Annotated in this window: 16 protein-coding genes; 2 read left to right on the forward strand and 14 right to left on the reverse strand. The window is 56.4% G+C overall.

Going from position 1 to position 17,886, the window contains the following annotated elements:
* Positions 1-297: 297 nt before the first annotated feature.
* From PROAA_RS14300 to PROAA_RS14365, 14 genes are all read right to left on the reverse strand, one after another.
* Complete coding sequence (locus tag PROAA_RS14300) at positions 298-669, reverse strand: hypothetical protein (RefSeq protein WP_186411981.1); 372 nt, start codon at positions 667-669, stop codon at positions 298-300.
* A gap of 214 nt (positions 670-883) precedes the next feature.
* Positions 884-1,267, reverse strand: a complete 384-nt coding sequence (locus PROAA_RS14305; RefSeq protein ID WP_186411982.1) for a hypothetical protein — start codon at positions 1,265-1,267, stop codon at positions 884-886.
* 22 nt (positions 1,268-1,289) lie between these two features.
* Positions 1,290-4,409, reverse strand: coding sequence for an efflux RND transporter permease subunit (locus PROAA_RS14310; RefSeq protein WP_186411983.1), 3,120 nt, complete (start codon positions 4,407-4,409; stop codon positions 1,290-1,292).
* Between the two features lie 13 nt (positions 4,410-4,422).
* Positions 4,423-5,445: an efflux RND transporter periplasmic adaptor subunit gene (locus PROAA_RS14315; RefSeq protein ID WP_186411984.1), complete on the reverse strand. Its 1,023-nt coding sequence runs from the start codon at positions 5,443-5,445 to the stop codon at positions 4,423-4,425.
* A complete protein-coding gene (locus tag PROAA_RS14320) occupies positions 5,442-6,011 on the reverse strand; it encodes a hypothetical protein (protein ID WP_186411985.1) in 570 nt (189 codons plus the stop codon). The genes PROAA_RS14315 and PROAA_RS14320 overlap by 4 nt, the downstream gene beginning before the upstream one ends.
* 11 nt (positions 6,012-6,022) lie before the next feature.
* The gene (locus PROAA_RS14325; RefSeq protein ID WP_186411986.1) at positions 6,023-7,312 is read right to left on the reverse strand and encodes a TolC family protein; all 1,290 of its coding nucleotides are present in this window, start codon (positions 7,310-7,312) and stop codon (positions 6,023-6,025) included.
* 133 nt (positions 7,313-7,445) lie between these two features.
* Positions 7,446-7,799 (reverse strand): cation efflux protein, CzcI family, encoded by a 354-nt coding sequence (czcI, locus tag PROAA_RS14330; protein ID WP_186411987.1) that lies wholly within the window; start codon positions 7,797-7,799, stop codon positions 7,446-7,448.
* Positions 7,800-7,874: 75 nt separating this feature from the next.
* On the reverse strand, positions 7,875-8,060 hold the full coding sequence (locus tag PROAA_RS14335) for a hypothetical protein (RefSeq protein WP_186412019.1): 186 nt from the start codon (positions 8,058-8,060) through the stop codon (positions 7,875-7,877).
* A gap of 186 nt (positions 8,061-8,246) precedes the next feature.
* Positions 8,247-8,840, reverse strand: a complete 594-nt coding sequence (locus PROAA_RS14340) for a YlcI/YnfO family protein (RefSeq protein WP_186411988.1) — start codon at positions 8,838-8,840, stop codon at positions 8,247-8,249.
* A 338-nt stretch (positions 8,841-9,178) separates the two neighbouring features.
* Entirely contained in the window at positions 9,179-9,553 is a 375-nt protein-coding gene (locus PROAA_RS14345; protein WP_186411989.1) for a hypothetical protein, read from the reverse strand.
* Between the two features lie 53 nt (positions 9,554-9,606).
* Positions 9,607-12,708, reverse strand: coding sequence for an efflux RND transporter permease subunit (locus tag PROAA_RS14350; RefSeq protein ID WP_186411990.1), 3,102 nt, complete (start codon positions 12,706-12,708; stop codon positions 9,607-9,609).
* A 10-nt stretch (positions 12,709-12,718) separates the two neighbouring features.
* The gene (locus PROAA_RS14355; protein ID WP_186411991.1) at positions 12,719-13,810 is read right to left on the reverse strand and encodes an efflux RND transporter periplasmic adaptor subunit; all 1,092 of its coding nucleotides are present in this window, start codon (positions 13,808-13,810) and stop codon (positions 12,719-12,721) included.
* Between the two features lie 12 nt (positions 13,811-13,822).
* Positions 13,823-14,344 carry a hypothetical protein gene (locus PROAA_RS14360; protein WP_186411992.1) on the reverse strand — a complete coding sequence of 174 codons (522 nt, stop codon included), beginning with the start codon at positions 14,342-14,344 and terminating at the stop codon, positions 13,823-13,825.
* Positions 14,341-15,543, reverse strand: a complete 1,203-nt coding sequence (locus tag PROAA_RS14365; RefSeq protein ID WP_186411993.1) for a TolC family protein — start codon at positions 15,541-15,543, stop codon at positions 14,341-14,343. Before PROAA_RS14365 ends, PROAA_RS14360 begins: the two co-directional genes overlap by 4 nt.
* A 172-nt stretch (positions 15,544-15,715) precedes the next feature.
* Here PROAA_RS14365 and PROAA_RS14370 point away from each other — a divergent pair, with 172 nt between their 5' ends.
* Positions 15,716-16,399, forward strand: coding sequence for a heavy metal response regulator transcription factor (locus tag PROAA_RS14370; protein ID WP_186411994.1), 684 nt, complete (start codon positions 15,716-15,718; stop codon positions 16,397-16,399).
* On the forward strand, positions 16,390-17,814 hold the full coding sequence (locus PROAA_RS14375) for a heavy metal sensor histidine kinase (protein WP_186411995.1): 1,425 nt from the start codon (positions 16,390-16,392) through the stop codon (positions 17,812-17,814). Before PROAA_RS14370 ends, PROAA_RS14375 begins: the two co-directional genes overlap by 10 nt.
* Positions 17,815-17,886 lie beyond the last annotated feature (72 nt).

Consider the following 17,886-nt stretch of genomic DNA (forward strand, 5'->3'; position numbering starts at 1 on the left):
CGGCCAGAACGGACGTTGGCTGCTTGATATTTTGCGACCGGTATCAACTCGTCAGTGGACGTAGGCAAGTTGGTCTTGCCGAACGATTGCAGATCATCTAGGAAAGCCGGAGATTCAATTCTTGTGAAGCCGACAGCCCGGAAATGTAACACCACCTTTTTTAATCTCCATACTTCGTGCGAAATTTGCTCGGCAAAATCGCAGGTCTTCGCGTCGCTAGAGTAACAACCAGCCGGACTTGATGGGACGAAACAAAAAAAGTGGGAGACAAGCGCAGGTTTTTGCGGATTTCGTTATTCACTTCAAGACCAGCAGATATTCACGACCGTTGCCTGAGCATGCACCTTCGGCGGTGTATCCATGTGTCAGCCAGCGGCAGTCGACCGTGCTGCCATCGTCTGCCTTGAGCGTCGATTGGACCTGTTTGACATGTTTCAGGTGCGGGTAGGTCGTTGCGGCTATTTGTTCCTTGCTTGGATCGCCCGTCCGCCATTCGCCACGATAGGTCTTGCCATCGAGGCTGACCTCGACGCGATGAGGTTCGATGAAACCGCGCGTTACGGTGCCGCTGACCTTCGCATTGGACCGGGGCGATTGCAGGGTGCCGGTGGACGAGCAAGCGCTCAACCCGAGTGCGATGCCGGCAGCGATCAGGATATTTTTCTTCATGGGATATTTCCTTTTTTTTCACAGTCGTTGGACAAAGAAGGGGCTGGAAGGTGCGTACCGGCTGCCGCGGCTCTGGCCTCGAGTAGTTTTACGATCTGGTGGTGCCCCTTCCCCCAGTGCATCGCGGCCAAAGCCACCGTTGAAGCTGTTCAACAGTAGGCCAGTTATAGATTCATTTCCAGTTGCACCAGTACCGTGCCGGTTTTTTCAAAGGCTATTTAAGAACAAATCGGGCAGTCGTTGTTTTGCCGTTGATGGTGACTTGAGCTACGGCCTTGGCACCCACTTCTGTTTTAAAAGTGCCATTGGCAACAAAGCTCTCACCTTTTGGCCGGAGTTCAACCTCTTGCTTCTGGTTGCCTGTCAGCAGAGTAATTTTTGCCGAGGCCTTGGAAACATCCATTGGCTTGTCGTGGTCACGCAGATGCAGACTCAGCGTATTGCTTGTAGCGACGAGTTCCAGATCCATGTGATTAGCCTCAACCACAATGCCGCCGTGAACTGGTTTGTGATCGCCGCCATGCTCGTGACCATCTGCTGCATAGGCAAGACTGGAGACGGACAAAGACAGCACAGCAAGAAAATGAATCGATTTCATCGTGTTTCCTTTCAGTAAAAAATCAAAGTGCTTCGGTATCACGGTCAGCGGTCAGGCTTTCCGCATCGTTTCGTCCGAACAGCCAGAACATGGCAGGCGTCAGGAAGGTGTCGAGCAAGGTTGAGCTGATCAGTCCGGAGAAAATCACCACTGCGACCGGATGCAAAATTTCCGTGCCCGGCCGCTCTGCCTCGAAAAGTAGCGGAGCCAGCGCGAAAGCAGTGACCAAAGCCGTCATCAATACCGGCGACAGCCGTTCCAGTGAGCCACGCACAATCATGGCGTGGTCGAAATTCTCTCCCTCCAGTCGCATCAGGTTGATGTAGTGGCTGACCTTGAGAATGCCGTTACGCACCGAAATACCGGCCAAGGTAATGAAGCCGACCAGGGCAGCGACCGATAACGGCTGCCCGGAGATCCACAGGCCGATTACCGCGCCGACCAGCGCCAGCGGGATGTTGCCCATGATCAGCACCGACAGCGTCACCGACTTGTAGCGGCTGAACAGCACCACAAACATCAGGACTAGCGAAATCACCGAGAGCAAGCCGATCAGTCGGGAGGCTTCCTCCTGCGCCTGGAACTGGCCACCCAAGGTAACGAAATAACCTTCAGGCAGCTTGCTTGCACCGACCGCTTGACGAATGTCGGCAACAACTTCCGATAGGGCCCGACCCTGGGCATTGGCCGACAACACGATTCGCCGCTTGCCGTCGTCACGGCTGATCTGGTTCGGCCCGTCGCTGTCTTCGATCGTGGCGATTCTGGACAGTGGAATCCGACCGATCGGCGTCTCAAGCATGATCTGTTCGAGTCCTTCAACCGAGCGCGCCGTTTCCGGCAGCCGCACGACCAGCGCAAAACGCCGACCGCCTTCGACGATCTGCGTCACCTTCTCGCCTTCGACGAGACTTTGCAGCGTCGTGAGGATTTGCGGGGTCGGCACGCCGTACTGCGCCGCTGCTGCGTAATCGACGCGAACCTTGATTTGCGGCGCCAATACCTGTTTCTCGATTTCCAGATCAGCCAGGCCGGGGATGCCGGCCAACCGGCTGCGTAGTACGTCGGCCTGGCCACGCAGGGTATCCAGGTCGTCGCCAAAAATCTTGATGGCGATCTGCGAACGAACACCGGAAAGCATGTGGTCGATGCGGTGCGAAATTGGCTGTCCGATGGCAATTGCCGCCGGCAGATTGATCAGGCGGGCACGGATGTCGGCCGAGATTTCGTCCATCGAACGGCTCAGTTCGCCGGCCGGTTTTAAACCGACATCGAGTTCGCTGACATGTACGCCTTCGGCGTGCTCGTCGAGTTCAGCCCGGCCACTGCGGCGCCCGACATGCACCACCTCCGGTACCTGCCTGACCAGCACCTCGGCCTGCTGTGCCAGCGCGGAGGATTCGGCCAGGGTGACGCCCGGGTTCAGACGAATGCCGATGAGCAGCGTTCCCTCATTGAACGGCGGCAGAAATGTTGTCGGAAAGAAGGGCACCGCAGCGGCGGCTACCAGCACGGCGACGGCACCGGCGGCCAGCGCGGCTTTGGGCCGATTCAACACCGCCTGCAAACCGCGCCGATAGCTCGCCTTCAGCCAGGCCAGGAGTTTCGTGTCGCCATGGTCGAGCGATTTCATGTGCGGTAGCAGGTAGAAGGAAAGTACCGGCGTGACCGTCACCGAAACGACCAGCGAGGCCAGCGTCGACACGATGAAGGCGATCCCGAGCGGTACGAACAGCCGTCCCTCCATGCCCGGCAAGGCAAACAGCGGCAGGAAGACGAGCACGATGATGATCGTTGCGTAGAGAATGGCTGACCGCACTTCCATCGTCGCCCGGGCGACCAGTTCGATGGGGTGGAGCCGATGGTCATGGTGCTTTGCCCGGTCTTCTTTCAGACGGCGCAAGACATTCTCGACGCCGACCACGGCATCGTCGACCAACCCGCCGATGGCGATGGCCAGGCCGCCCAAGGTCATGGTGTTGATCGACAGTCCGTAATACTTGAAGACCAGTGCCGTCATGAAAATCGACACCGGGATGGCGGTCAGCGCAATTACCGTCGGGCGCAGGGTACCCAGGAAGAAGAACAGAATGACCGCGACAAACACCGAGGCCCCAATCAGTTTTCCCTGCAGCGTGCCGATCGAGGCCTCGATGAAGCTGGCCTGGCGGAAGGTTACCTTGGGCTCATCCATGCCGGCTGGCAGGGATTTCTTCAGATCGGCGAGCGCCGCTTCGATGGACCGTGTCAGATGGATGGTGTCGGCCGTTGGCTGTTTTTGGATGCCAAGAATCACCGCCGGCTTGCCTTCAAAGCCAGCATCGCCACGTTTGATGGCTGGCGCAAAGGTTACGTCGGCAATTTGCCGCAATAAAACGGGTTGACCGTGGCGAGCCGTCAGCGCTAGGTTCTTGAGATCGTCCAGGCGTGAAGTTCGACCCAGATTGCGGATCAGGTATTCGCGACCGTTTAGCTCAAGAAAACCGCCCGAGGTGTTCGAAGAAAACCCCTTGAGTGCCCCGGTCAACTGATCATGAGTAATATCCAGTTCGGCCATGCGGGCGGTATTCGGTTGCACCTGGAACTGGCGTACTTCGCCGCCGATAGGAATGACCTGGGCTACACCGGGCACCGCCATGAGGCGGGGCCGCAGCACCCAGTCGGCAAATTCCCGGACCTGCATCGGCGAAATCCTGGCCGTGTCGATGGGAATGGCGACCTGCATGATTTCGCCCATGATCGAACTGATCGGCCCCATGCGCGGAATGACGCCATTTGGCAGGCCTTCCTCCATCGAACTCAGGCGCTCGGACACCATCTGACGTGCCCGGAAAATCTCCGTCGTCCAGTCGAAGGTGACATAGATGAAGGAGAGCCCCGAACTGGAGGTTGACCGTACGCTTTCGACGCCCGGCAGACCGTTCATCGTCGTTTCCAGCGGGAAGGTGATCAGTTGCTCGACCTCCTCGGCGGCCATGCCGCCGGCCTCGGTCATGATCGTCACGGTTGGTTTGTTGAGATCCGGGAAAACATCCACCGGCGTTCGGGTCAGGGTAAACGCCCCGTAGCCCATCAATACCAGGCTGGCGATGATCACTAGCAGCCGGTTGCTCAGGCTGTTGACGAGTAGCCACTTGAACATGTCTGCGCTCCCCTCAGCGGATCTGGTTGATCAGCGAGGCGCCACGCACGGTAACCCGATCACCCGATTGCAGACCGGCGGTCACAGCTACGTTGGCACCATCCAGCGGTTCGACGGTCACCACTCGTGGTTCGTAGCGTTCCGGTGCAGTCTTTACCCAGACGATGCTCTGGTTTGCCGGGTTCTTCATCAAAGCGGCGGTCGGGATGGAAATTCCCTGAACCGTACTGCGGCTTTGCACGAAAACCTTGAGCGGCTGGCCAACCGCCAATTCAGCGAGCGCGGCGCCTTCGCCGGTGAAAGTTAGCGGCAAAGCCTGATCACGCAGACTGCGGGCCAACCCGAGCAGGCGCAAGGGCAATTTCTGCTGGCCGACAGTAATAAACGCACCGGCAATATCGCTGGTCACCGTCAGGTCATAGGCCAAGGCTTCAACCATCAGGCGTTCCGGATTGACGATCTCGAACAGGGTTTCACGAGCCTCAACGACCTGTCCGGACACCACATTGGCTGAAGCGACAACACCAGCCACCGGGGCTCGCAACTGTTCGTTGGCGACGGCGGCTTCGGCTTCCTCAATCATTTTTCGCGGCACCGTATCCGAGAGTTCACGCAGGCGACGCAGACGACTTTCAGCCAGCGAGCGACTGTTTCCGCCAACCTCGGGGGTCACGTAGGCCAGCACCTCACCCTTGCCAACCTTCTGCCCGGGCAGCGGAAGCCCGCGAGGGCCAGGGGTCACGCGACCGGCAACGATAGCTTGCACTTTGCCACCGGCATTGGGGTCCATGACCACCTTGCCATTCAGTTCCATGGCCTTGGGTAGTTCGCCGCTTTCGACCGCCAGCGTACGCACGCCAATCTGGCGCTGGGCCGGCTTGGGCAGAAAAACGCTGCCATCGGGCTGGCGTTTCGGGCCGTTACCGGCCGCAGCAGGCGGCGCATCGCCGTGATCATGGCCTTCACCGGACCAAACCGGCGTTGTACTGACACTAAAAGCGAGACAGAGCGCAGAAAACAGGATGCGCGTTTTCATGCGGCACCTCCAGGATGCGGGTTACGGGAGGCGCGTATGCGGCGCACAAGCAGGCTAAGCAAGGCAAGTCCGGCGAGGGCTGCCCCTGCCCACAGGGCATATTCTTTCCAGCCGTGGAGATGGCCAGCCACAGCGGGGTCTTCATCATGAACATCGAGTTCACCGGTCAGAAGATCGCTGTCATTGCCAGCCACCAGTGTGAAAGTCAGGGGCTTGCTGCCAATCTGACGCAGCTTGGCCAAGGCCGCCGGATCAGACAGGGAATAGTCGCCATGATCCGCGTGGAACGGGGCAGCGATACTATGCCCATCGACATCGACGGTGAGCGAGGCATTGAGCACCGGCTCGGTGGTGCTTGCGCGGTCGATCAGGATCGACAGTTCGTCATGATGCAGGCGGCCGACCAGTTCAAAAGATTCTGAAACGGCTGTCACCACCGGCAAGGATTTTCCGGCTTGGGCAGCGGGGGACTCGCCGTGGTCGTGACCTTCTCCAGCCCAAACCGCAGCGCTGCTGGCGATCAGGATTGCCGCACACAGGGTGCTTAGGGTGTGTTTGATTTCCATCGGGGTATTCCTCATTTTTGTTCGGGCAGCAGGCCCATTACCTGACGCAGGGTGGAAATCGACGCAGCGAGGTCGATCCGGGCGCGCGTGCTTTGGCGCTCGGCTTCGACGGCTTCAAGCTCGATGCGCAGCCGGGTCGGCAGATCGGTTTCGCCCAGCCGGAAGGATTTCTCGAAGAAAGCGCGCGATTCACGGGCCAGTCGCGCCCGCTTGTCGGTCGCCGCCTGCCGGGCTTGCGCCGCCTCGACGAGCAGCCGGGCGGCGTCGAGATCGCTAACCAGGCGCTGGCGTTCGAGATGCAGCAGTCCCTCGGTTTCGATGGCTTCGGCGCGGGCGGCCCCGACCTTGGCCCGATTGCGGCTTTCCGAACCGAAGGGGAAACGCACGCCAACGGTGATGGTCTGTTGCCAAGCTTCACCGAAGGCATCACGCTGACGGGTGGTAGCCAGCAGCAGTTCCGGGTTGTTGCGTTTCTGGATTTTGGTCAGATCGGCGACGCGACGCGCCACTTCAGCCCGGTCGAACAACTCGCGAACCACAGGATGAGTGGCATCCAGCGTGGAAAAATCGGCAGGTACGGCGGGTGTTGGTTCGGCGGCATCGCCACTTCCGGCGACCGGCATGGCGCCGGTCAGGGCACGTAGATGCTGGCTTGTCGTCGCCAGCGTGCTGGCGGCGTCGGCCAGGGCGACTTCGGCGGAGGCGGCAGCACCGTCGGCCTGGTGTTGATCAGACCGGGCGAGATCGCCGGCCTTGACCCGTTTGGTGACATCCGAGGCGAGGCGTCGAGCGTTTTCCAGACGTTCGATTGCCAGTATCTGTTCGACACGGGCGCGCTGCCAGTCCCACCAGGCATCCCGCACGCTTGCGGCGGTGCGCAGTTGGGCGGCCGAGGCGCGACTGCCGACAGCCACCAACTCAGCTTCAGCCAGCGCGCCGCTTTGGCTGCGCTCGCCAGGGAGCCACAGGGGCAAGGTGACGCCGAGCGCGTATTCGCGATCACCCTGATTCTTCAATGGTTGATCGGTTTTGGCGGCGAGTTCCAGGCTCGGAGGCTCGGCCGTCCAGCTTTCGGCAACTTGCCGACGCGCCTCGGCAGCGTCGCGCCGCTGATCCAGGGATTGTGCTTCCGGTTGACGTTGCCAGGCGGCATCGAACGCCTGTTTCAGGGATAGTGCTGCGCCACCTGAATTGATGGGGTTTGCTTGCGCCCAGAGACTGCCGCTCGGGAGCATGACGAGCCCACACAGGCTGGCAAAAAGTGCCCGCGAGGCTAAAAATACGATTGTTGTTCGGGACATCCGATTCTCCAGTGATTAAACGACACACAAGGAATCGGCGAGGCGCAACTCGGGTTGAGTTGCTGTGCGCAGGACAGCTCAGGCTGCCACGGGCACGGAGAATAGACTTAGGGAGTGCTACCCGCCTCGCCGATCAGGCGAGGGAGTGCCAGTTGGGGCGTTCGGGCTGGATGAATGGTGGAGAGGTCGGCATCCCCGGTTGCCAGGGGATGGCAAACGAAATACCCGTAGTCAATGGCAAGCCGACGGCACCAAAAATGGCGACAACACAGCCGGCATGACAAGTACCGCAATCACTGTCGATGCCGCCGGTTAGCTTGGTGTCGGGAACACCATCGTGGTCGGCATCGGCCTGATGCTTGTGTTGGTGATGGCCGAAGTGCTGCGACGCAGCGTCCGCTTCGTGCTGACAATAGCCGGCCACCGCCGCCCAGGTGAACTGGAAAGGCAGGAAAACGAGCAAGAGAATGGCAAGCCAGCGGCGCATGCGGCGGATATTAACAGAGTCGTGAGTAATGGAATAAGCGGTAATGCACAAAGACAAATGCGAGCGTAATAAGGTTCAAACAATTGTCGTCGACCGCAACACGCGCAAACCGTTAGCCACGACGAGCAGGCTGGCCCCCATATCGGCGAATACAGCCATCCACATGGTGGCGTTGCCGAACACGGCAAAGCCGAGGACAACAGCCTTGATCCCTAGGGCCAGCGTGATGTTCTGCCTTGGCGTTAAACACGGGTTACCCACCGCGCCGCTCGCCTCCCGCCTCCCGCTTGATAAATCAGCGGGCGGCGGCGCCGTGGATAACCCTGCCGCCTCACCGATTTCGCGACAGCGTGACCGCCGTTTCACAAAAGCGTGACCGCGATTTCGCCGGGAGCGTGACCGTTTGAGGTATCATTAACCTTTACCCATGCAGCATCTCCGCATCGGTCACGCTTTGGCGAAATCACCGGTCACGTTCCGCGAAATGCGCAGCAAATCCTTGTGGCGGCTACGACAGGCTGCTTCAACCGCCTTTTGTACAAACGACTGAAGAGATTCTTTGTCTTCGCGTAGCGAATCAATTTTTTTCACAAGGCGATGTGGCAGACGCAATGTCATCACATGGCTTGTCGAACGGTCTTCGTTATCAGCTTCGTCGGGAATGCCGAAAATCTCATCATAATCATCGACGAGGTCACGAATCTCTAGCCACCGCTTAACTTGCTGCGTGTCGAGCGGAAGCAAAACATGTCCTCGAATAACGTCGTTTGTGCCCGAAAGTTCAGCGCCGTAAGGCGTGTGTCCACTCATGCCTTCGGCGACGAGAAAAAAGGCACCGCCACGGGTTTGATACAAAGATTCCCACATATGCAAATATTCATCCCGAGTTTTATCGTATGCGTAAAGCGAAAGAAGCGAAGCTGTATCTGTGTTGTACGTTTTGCCAGCAATTATCTTTTTGATGGGATCTGGCGCTGCACCGATCTTCGGCACAATTTGAGCGTCCCGCAGCCATTGTGCAGTTATTTGATTTGCATTCATTTGCGAAGTCCATTAAAAAGAATATAGACTAGATTCTAGTGTATTATACACGCGGTGTCAAGTGATTAAGTTAACAGCATCATGTTTTTCTTTGGTCGCTCTTGTGAAAGGTGCCGCGCAAGCTAAGCGCACTGCTTTTATGGCTTTTAGCTGGGGACTTGTAGCCGTCGATGCGCGGCTATACGAACATCGGCCAAGGCCGAGGTCTTATTCTCGGCCACAGCGGTCATCCAGGGCTTGCTAGGTGAGCGACTGCAATCCTTCACATTGCAGCCATTCGGTCGTCGCGAGTCCAAAATCAGTGGCCGTAAGCCGGTACGACTGCTTGTCAAAAATGGCTACTTAAGCTTTAAGCGAACCTGTTCCTCCGTCTTGCCCGGCAAAGTAAATTTGACGATGGCCTTGCTTTCCGTGGAAGTCTTGAATTTGCCTCTGGCCATCAAGGTATTTGTGCCACTAGCTGACAGGCTCGCTGTGGTTTTTTCTGTGCCGGTCAACAGTGTTAGTTCTCCTGTGCTCCCCTTGCTCTCGATGGTATTGCCCGAGTGATCGCTCAAATAGACCATAGCCATATCGGCAGACACGACAAGTTCAATACGATTGCCTGATTTTGCTTCGGCCATCACCCCACCTTGTTGTGGCTTGAGATCGCCATCGGCCAAAACCAGGTTGGAACACAGTGCAATCGAGGCGGCAAACAATAATCTTTTCATGATGTTTCCTTTTCAAGTAAATACCCAGGCTTCCGCCTGGGTGGGGGTAAAAATCAGAAGGTTTCTGTACTACGATCTTGCAGTAAGTCATGGAGTGGCTTCTCGCCGTATAGCCAGAACATCAGCGGCGTCAGCAAAGTATCAAGCAGTGTTGAGCTCACCAGTCCGCCAAAGATCACCACTGCCACCGGATGAAGAATTTCCTTGCCTGGTGCCTCAGCGGCAAACAGCAAGGGAACCAGGGCCAGTGCCGCAGTTAAAGCTGTCATGAGGACTGGCGTCAATCGTTCCAGCGAACCGCGAACGATCATGCGCTTGCCAAAAATTTCGCCCTCGAACTTGCACAAATTGATGTAATGGCTGACTTTCAGGATGCCGTTGCGAGTGGCAATGCCAGTGAGTGTGATGAAGCCAACCAGCGAGGCGACTGAGAGCGAGATTCCAGCTAGCCACATGGCGATCACGCTGCCAATCAACGCCATCGGAATGTTGCCCATGATCATTGCCGCCAGCCTTGCCGACTTGTAGCGGCTGTAGAGCACCATGAAAATCAGTGCGAGCGAGATCAGCGAAAGACCGCCGATCAGTCGCGTTGCCTGCTCTTGTGCCTCAAATTGCCCTTCAATACTGATGAAGTATCCCTCGGGTAAATGGACTGCTCCAACTGTTTCCCGAATCTTTCCAACAATCTTTGACATATCCGAACCGTCAGTATTGGCTGAAATCACAATCCGCCGTCGCCCGTTCTCCCGACCGATTTGATTTGGCCCATCAGATTCTTCAATACTAGCGATCTGTGACAGGGGAATATGGCCGTGCGGTGTCGGTATCAGGATATTGCCTAGACCTTGTGTGTCACGGGCACTGTCGGGCAGACGAATGACCAGCTTGAAGCGCTTGTTGCCATCAACGATCTGCGCCACCGTATCGCCCTCGGTCAGGGTTTCCAGCATTTTGAGAAGTGAGCCAGGCGAAACGCCATATTGCGCGGCCTTGCTATAATCGAGCCGTACCTTGATCTGTGGAATCATTACCAGCTTTTCGATCTGAAGGTCAGTCAACCCCGGTATGTTGGCAAGTTGTACCTGAAGGCTTGATGCTTGGCCACGCAAGGTATCCAGATCATCGCCGTAGATTTTCAGTGCGATCTGCGCGCGTACGCCGGACAGAAGATGATCAAGGCGATGAGAGATAGGCTGCCCCACGGTCGTGGTTGCCGGCAGTGAAGCGAGACTGGCACGAATATCGGCCATGACTGCCTCGCGACTACGTTCTGAAGGCTTCAGATCCACGTCAATTTCACTCGAATGCACGCCTTCAGCATGTTCGTCGAGTTCGGCGCGACCGGTACGGCGCCCCACGCTTTTGACTTCAGGGACCAAACTGATCAGCGACTCGGCCAAAGCACCCACTCGGTTTGATTCGATGAGCGAAGTGCCTGGATTGAGCATCATGCTTATCGTCAGCGTGCCCTCGTTGAAGGCGGGCAAAAACGCCTTGGGGAAAAACGGCACCGTTACCAGGCATAGCACCAGCGCCAGCACGGCCATCCCAAGCGCCAGCCTAGCTCGCCCGAACGAGGCTTCAAGGAGGCGTTTATCCCATCGTTTGAGCCAAAGCACGAGTCTCGAGTCACCGTGATCAATCTGCTTCATATTGGGCAAGAGGAAGTAGCACAATACCGGAGTGACGGTTAGCGCTACCAGCAAGCTCGACAGAATCGACGTGATGTAGGCGATCCCGAGCGGCGCAAACAGGCGGCCTTCAATCCCCGGCAGTGCAAACAGCGGCACAAAAACCAATACCACGACCAACGTGGCCACGACAACGCCAGAGCGCACCTCGTTGCAGGCTGAAGAGATAGTCTTGATCGTATCCAGCAGGCTTTTGGGTTTGTGCTGTTTCAGACGTCGCAACACATTTTCGACATCGACCAGTGCGTCATCGACTAGTTCGCCGATGGCAATGGCCAAGCCACCCAGCGTCATCACGTTGATCGACAAGCCCATGCCTTGGAATACCAAGGCCGTGACGGCCAGCGAAAGAGGGATGGCTGTCAGCGAGATCACAGTGGTACGAACATTCATCAGGAACAGAAACAGGATGATCGCCACCATGATGGCGCCATCGCGCAAGGCGGCTTTGACGTTGCCAATCGACGCCTCAATGAAATCGGCTTGCCGGAATAAGACTTCTGGTTTTGTAATTCCCAGCGGTAATGACTTTGAGAGACTCGTCAGTGCTTCTTCAATTTTGCCCGTCAGTATCACTGAATCAGCGCCGGGCTGTTTCTGAACGCTGACAATCACGGCCGGTTTGCTTGCAAAACCCGCATCACCGCGATTGAAGGACGCTGCAAATTTTACCTCAGCTAATTGCTTAAGTAGGATCGGTTGGCCCTTGGCATCACGAACTGCTATGTTTTGCAGGTCTTCCAGCCGGGTCGTTCGCCCAAGGTTGCGGATCAGGTATTCCCGGGCATTCTGTTCCAGGAACCCACCGCTGGTGTTGCTGGAGAATGATCGTAACGCGGTCTCAAGTTCATCGAATCCGACACCAAGCCGGGCCATCAGCGCAGTGTCGGGTTCAACACGAAATTGACGCACTTCTCCCCCGATCGGAATGACTTGAGCCACCCCAGGAATCGATAGCAACCGGGGTCGCAATACGAAATCGGAGTATTCACGCACCGCCATCGGACTCACTTTGGCGGGGTCCGCTGGCAAGGCAATCAACATGATTTCGCCCATGACCGATGAAACCGGCCCCATATTGGGGCTAACACCAACCGGTAGCTGCTCCTTGACCTCGTTCAAGCGTTCAGCAACCAATTGCCGGTTACGGTAGATATCCGACCCCCAGGCAAATTCGGCGTAGATGATCGACAAGCCGATACCCGATACCGAGCGTACCCGCGTCACTCCCGGCATCCCGTTGAGGGCCGTTTCCAGCGGAAAGGAGACCAGTTGCTCGACTTCTTCCGGTGCCATGCCGCCCGCTTCGGTCATGATGGTGACGGTTGGTTTATTAAGATCGGGGAATACATCCACCGGCATATTTTTGGCCGTGATCGCCCCATAAACCATGAGAATCACGGCAAAAACCAAAACAAACAGTCGATTATTCAGACTGCTGTTGACGATCCAGCTAAACATGATCGTCTCCCTAGCGGATCTGATTGATCAGCGTGGCGCTGCTGGTCACAATGCGCTGACCAGGGGTCAACCCTTGGGCCACCATGTTTGCACCGTCAATCGCCGTGACTTGCACTGCTACTGGGCGAAAGATTTCCGCGCGCTCATGTACCCAGACAATGTTTTCATTGGCACTGTTTTTAACGACGGCCGACGCAGGCAGCGGCGTTCCCTTTACGGTCTCCCTTTTCTTTGCGATGACCTTGACCGGCTGTCCGAGCACCAAAGGAATCTCTCCACCAGTTAGCCGGAAAAGCAATGGGATTGCGCCATCGCGCAAGGACGCAGCACCACCCAGATAATCGAGTTCGGTTGTAGACCCCGCCAGCGTGGCCCCCGTCAACGTATGGATCGAGCGAGGATCAAAGGCCAAGGCTTCAATCATCATGTGATGGGGGTCGATAATCTCAAAAAGAACATCCCTGGCTTCAATGACCTGGCCGTTGATCACGCTACTTGATGCAATGACACCGCTCACTGGCGCCCGCAAGGCTTCCGGGCTATTGCCGGTGGCCAGGGCATGACTACGCCCGCGCAGCACCGCAAGTTCGGTCTCGCCGGCATCAATATCCTTTTGGGGGACGGTACCGGAAAGCTCCTTCAAACGAGCCAACTGCTTTTCTGCCAACACCAGTTTGGCTTTGATATCGCCTTGTTCCGCTCGCGAATTCGTTCGTTCCATACTGCCAATGGCAGGCTGCACGTAGGCCAGCACATCGCCTTTCTGCACCCATGATCCGACGACAGGCAAGCCTTTCGGGGTAACTTCGATGCGCCCGGCCTGCATTGATTGCACTCGTCCGCCTGTGCCGGGATCCATCACGACGTGACCATTGAGTTCCTCAGTGCGCTGAACGGATTTTTCTTCCGCGAGGATAGTCCGGATTTCCAAGCGGTGCTGTGTCTCTTTCGGAACAAATACACGACCATCAGGTAGGCGCTGGGGCTTATCTGTTGAAGGGGCAATGGCGGCTTGAGTGGCACCATGATCTTCATCGCCGTGCGCCCAGGCCTGACCCAAAGACAACACCATCAGGCCAGTGATTAGAATTTTCCTGTACATACCTTGTTTCCCTTATTGAGAGGACTTAAATCGCTTCAGAAGAACGGCTGTCCCGACGATCAAGACGGCTAACGAGGCACTGATCCACCACCAGCCCGAGCGCGATGGCAGATTGCCAAGAACGGTAGCTTGAGAAGATTCCTCGACGATAAGGGTAGTTTCGATCAAGTCAGCGAGGTCACCGGCGGTTACCGTGAAGACCAGAGGGAAGTTTCCGGGCGTGGCGAACTGGGGCGCAGCAACCCGGTAAGTACCATGGCCCGCAGCACTGGCTACAGCTTTCCAGTCGCCGCTTTCGACTTCTACCTTGGCGTCGTTGACGGGCTGGTTATTGGCAAAGTGATCAACATAAATTGTCAGTAGCCCGTTTTGCGGGATGGCCACCAATTCGAACAGATCGGTGTGCGCCTCTGCGCGAGGTGCCGCATAGGTGACGCCAACCTGTTTTGTGCTTTCACCATGGTCTTCACCTCCATGGGCGAAGCTCAGAATGGGCAGCAGGAGTATTGAAAGGATCAGAAACTTTCGGGTCATGGTAAAACTCCCACAGCCTGGTTGTAACGGGAAATGGCGCGTGCTGCTTCAAGTTTCGCCCGGGCGAAAGCTAGCCTGGCACCGGTCAGATCAGCCTCAGCCTTGAGCCTCGCCGGCAAGTCAAATTGGCCTGCGCGAAATGCCTTGTCAACCCAGGCAAAACTTTGTTCCACCAGTTGCAACCGCTCCTCAAAAATAAGAATGGAGCCCTGGCTCTGCTCAAGCTCGAGCTGACTCGATGTAATCGTGGCATCCAGCTTGCGGCGGGTTTGCTCGGTCAAAAGCTGTGCTTCGATCAAGTCCGCATTGGCAGCGGTGATGCGTGGCTGGTTACGAGATTCCGAGCCAAAGGGGATTTTCAGGGCGACTTTGGCAAGATTCTGATAGGGCTCATTAAAATTAGCGCGCTCCCGTGTGAGAGTCAGCCCAATTTCTGGCGTGTTACGTGTATCGCCGCTGACTTGGCGTAATTTATCTTGTGCCGCCGTTGCGGTCGCCGCGTGGCTGGCTATTGCAGGGTGTCGGCTTTCTATGTCTATCTCGCGGGACACCAGAATTTCGGGCAGCTCGGGCAGCGGAGCACCTTTCGACAAGGCTCGGAATTGCGCAAGGGTGCGGGCCACTGCGGTTTGAGCCCGTACTACATCGGCTTTGGCGATTGCCACGCTGGAGCGGACCTGGTTCAGGTCAAGCGGCGTGAGAACGCCGGCCTTGAGTCGCCGAAGCACATCGGCCTCAAGCTGAGAGTCTTCTTTGAGCTTGCGTTCCGCCGCGTTTTGCTCGATTTCGGCCAAACGAGCTTCCCACCACGCTTCGCGCAGCTCCCCGGCCAGTTGCCAACGGGCATAGGAAAAACGTTGTGTACTCGCTTCGCGCTCGCTTCGGGCAACCGACTGAGCACGATCGCGTTGCCCCCAGAGCCAGATCGGCTGGCTGATTTCAGCCTCCCATTCGCGTAGGCCATTGTTGGTGTCGATTTGATCGCCGCGGTACGAAATAGTGAGTGTGGGAGGTTCAGGCACCCAAGCCTGGCTGGCTGAAAGTTGCGCGTCGTATTGCTCAGATCGGGCGGTTTGTGCTTGGTTTGACCATGCATGCTCCAAGACATCCTTGAACGTTGCAGCAGACAGTGGGGCAGAAAAGCCCAGTACCATGACCACCATGACAAACACTCGCCATTTATAACTTTGATCCGGCATGTACGCCTCCATGAATTCTGGCTGGAACTCCTGGCTCCTAAGGTCTGTATCATGACGTTGCGAAACTAACAGGACACTGACACGCAGATTACATTTCCGTAATCTTCCAAAGGGTGGCATTCGACAGGCGCAAAATAGAGGAAATTCAAAAGCTTGCCGAAGGAGAGCATCAATGAAAATTCTGGTCGTTGAGGATGAACCGAAGACAGGTAATTACCTGAAACAGGGTCTGCTGGAAGCCGGCTTCGTCGTCGATCTGGCACGGAATGGCGAGGATGGCCTGCACGACGCATTGACCATCGATTTTAACCTTGTAATTCTGGATGTGATGCTCCCGGGTATCGATGGCTTTGAGGTTTTGCACGGTATCCGTGCCGCCGGCAAAGAGATTCCCGTACTCTTTCTGACGGCGCGCGATCAAGTGGACGATCGGGTCCGCGGTCTTGAACTCGGCGCGGATGACTACCTTGTCAAACCGTTCGCCTTTGCCGAACTTCTGGCGCGAGTACGAACCTTGCTGCGCCGGGGTGGCAAGAGCAAAGAGTCCGAAGTCCTGAGAGCCGCCGATCTCGAACTTGACCTGATACGCCGCCGCGCGACCCGTTCCGGAAAACGTATTGATCTGACGGCCAAGGAGTTTTCATTGCTTGAGCTATTGCTACGTCGACAGGGCGAGGTACTTCCACGCTCTTTGATCGCCTCGCAGGTATGGGACATGAATTTCGATAGCGACACCAACGTGATCGAAGTAGCTGTGAAGCGCTTGCGCGCCAAGGTGGATGACAACTTTGAACCAAAACTTATTCGTACCGTCCGTGGCATGGGTTATGTTCTGGAGATTCCTGAATGCGTTTGACAGTTCGCAAATCGATCACCCTCAGGCTCACCCTACTTTTTGCGTCCGCCTCGAGCATCGTGCTGCTGTTGCTGGGTTTTCTGATAGCCGTATCGGTTGATCAGCACTTCGAAGCTCAGGATATGGAAGTGCTTTCAGGAAAACTGAAACTTACCCAACACGCACTTGAGAAAATTCGCTCCAAAGCTGAACTGGATCAACTACCACAGCTACTTGAAGATGCCCTGGTCGGACATCAAGGACTGGAACTTGTTGTTGTAGCACCCGATGAAACAATTCTTTATGCTACAAACGGAGCCGAGTTTCCAAAAACGCTACTGGATAGCCATGTCAATGCGGATAGCACAAGGCCAATAGTCTGGAGGACAAGCAGTAACCAGCCTCTCCGTGGAATTTCCGCGCTGTCTCCCACGGCGATCAAAGGGTCACCGTCCGCAATCGTAGCCGTGGCCACTAACATATCCCATCACGAGCACTTCATGAGTTCGTTCCGGGTGACTCTTTGGTCGTTCGTTATTCTGGCGGCTTTCGTAACCGGGGTTCTTGGCTGGATTGCAGCAAGACGAGGGCTTTCACCCTTGCAAGCGGTTAAACATAAAGCGGCGGATATTACGGCGCATCGTCTTGACTCCCGGCTTCCGGTGGATTCGGTACCCGTTGAGTTGCTTGGGCTGGTCGAAACCCTGAACGAAATGCTGACCCGGCTTGAGAATTCCTTTAAACAACTCTCGGATTTCTCATCCGACATCGCGCACGAATTGCGTACTCCCGTCAGCAATTTGCTGACGCAAACGCAGGTCACGCTTTCGAAGGACAGGAGTTCAGATGAGTATCGTGACGTCCTGGCATCCAACATTGAGGAATTCGAGCGGCTGTCGCGCATGATCTCGGACATGCTATTTCTTGCAAAATCCGAAAATAATCTGATCATCCCGCACCGAGAGCAACTCAACCTGCTCGACGAGGTGAATGGTTTGTTCCAGTTTTACGAGATACTGGCCGAGGATAAATCGATCTTCATGGCGAGTTCCGGAAGCGGTCGTGTCTCTGGCGACCGGTTGATGTTGCGCCGAGCCATCAGCAACCTGCTCTCGAATGCGTTGCGCCATACTCCTGCTGGTGGACGTATCGCCGTTCATGTCGATAACACGAGCGATTCGTTTGTAAAGTTGTCGGTGGTAAATACAGGGGCAGCCATTCCTGCCGAGCACGTGCCACGCCTGTTCGACCGATTCTACCGTGTCGATTGTTCCCGGCAACGTTTCAGCGAGGGGGTGGGGCTTGGCTTGGCGATAACCCGGTCCATCATGCGAGCGCACGGTGGGGATGCCTTCGTACGTTCGGATCAAACGAGCACTGTGTTCGAATTGATCGTTCCATGCCAGCCCATAGGAATGGTGCCGATTGACAACTAACAGGACATCTGTAGCGCCAGAGCCATTACACATTACATCGCGGAAAAGAAAGCTAGTTCATTCTTGCCAGAA

The sequence above is a fragment of the Candidatus Propionivibrio aalborgensis genome (assembly GCF_900089945.1).
In the GTDB taxonomy this organism is placed as follows: Bacteria; Pseudomonadota; Gammaproteobacteria; order Burkholderiales; family Rhodocyclaceae; genus Propionivibrio; species Propionivibrio aalborgensis.

Bases quoted from the DNA above. Each gene is read 5' to 3' on its own strand.
- PROAA_RS14375 (WP_186411995.1), top strand. From the start codon at position 16,390: ATGCGTTTGACAGTTCGCAAATCGATCACCCTCAGGCTCACCCTACTT.
- PROAA_RS14305 (WP_186411982.1), bottom strand. From the start codon at position 1,267: ATGAAATCGATTCATTTTCTTGCTGTGCTGTCTTTGTCCGTCTCCAGT.
- PROAA_RS14325 (WP_186411986.1), bottom strand. From the start codon at position 7,312: ATGTCCCGAACAACAATCGTATTTTTAGCCTCGCGGGCACTTTTTGCC.
- PROAA_RS14350 (WP_186411990.1), bottom strand. From the start codon at position 12,708: ATGTTTAGCTGGATCGTCAACAGCAGTCTGAATAATCGACTGTTTGTT.
- PROAA_RS14340 (WP_186411988.1), bottom strand. From the start codon at position 8,840: ATGAATGCAAATCAAATAACTGCACAATGGCTGCGGGACGCTCAAATT.
- PROAA_RS14345 (WP_186411989.1), bottom strand. From the start codon at position 9,553: ATGAAAAGATTATTGTTTGCCGCCTCGATTGCACTGTGTTCCAACCTG.
- PROAA_RS14310 (WP_186411983.1), bottom strand. From the start codon at position 4,409: ATGTTCAAGTGGCTACTCGTCAACAGCCTGAGCAACCGGCTGCTAGTG.
- PROAA_RS14320 (WP_186411985.1), bottom strand. From the start codon at position 6,011: ATGGAAATCAAACACACCCTAAGCACCCTGTGTGCGGCAATCCTGATC.
- PROAA_RS14370 (WP_186411994.1), top strand. From the start codon at position 15,716: ATGAAAATTCTGGTCGTTGAGGATGAACCGAAGACAGGTAATTACCTG.
- PROAA_RS14315 (WP_186411984.1), bottom strand. From the start codon at position 5,445: ATGAAAACGCGCATCCTGTTTTCTGCGCTCTGTCTCGCTTTTAGTGTC.
- PROAA_RS14360 (WP_186411992.1), bottom strand. From the start codon at position 14,344: ATGACCCGAAAGTTTCTGATCCTTTCAATACTCCTGCTGCCCATTCTG.
- PROAA_RS14365 (WP_186411993.1), bottom strand. From the start codon at position 15,543: ATGCCGGATCAAAGTTATAAATGGCGAGTGTTTGTCATGGTGGTCATG.
- PROAA_RS14300 (WP_186411981.1), bottom strand. From the start codon at position 669: ATGAAGAAAAATATCCTGATCGCTGCCGGCATCGCACTCGGGTTGAGC.
- PROAA_RS14355 (WP_186411991.1), bottom strand. From the start codon at position 13,810: ATGTACAGGAAAATTCTAATCACTGGCCTGATGGTGTTGTCTTTGGGT.
- czcI (WP_186411987.1), bottom strand. From the start codon at position 7,799: ATGCGCCGCTGGCTTGCCATTCTCTTGCTCGTTTTCCTGCCTTTCCAG.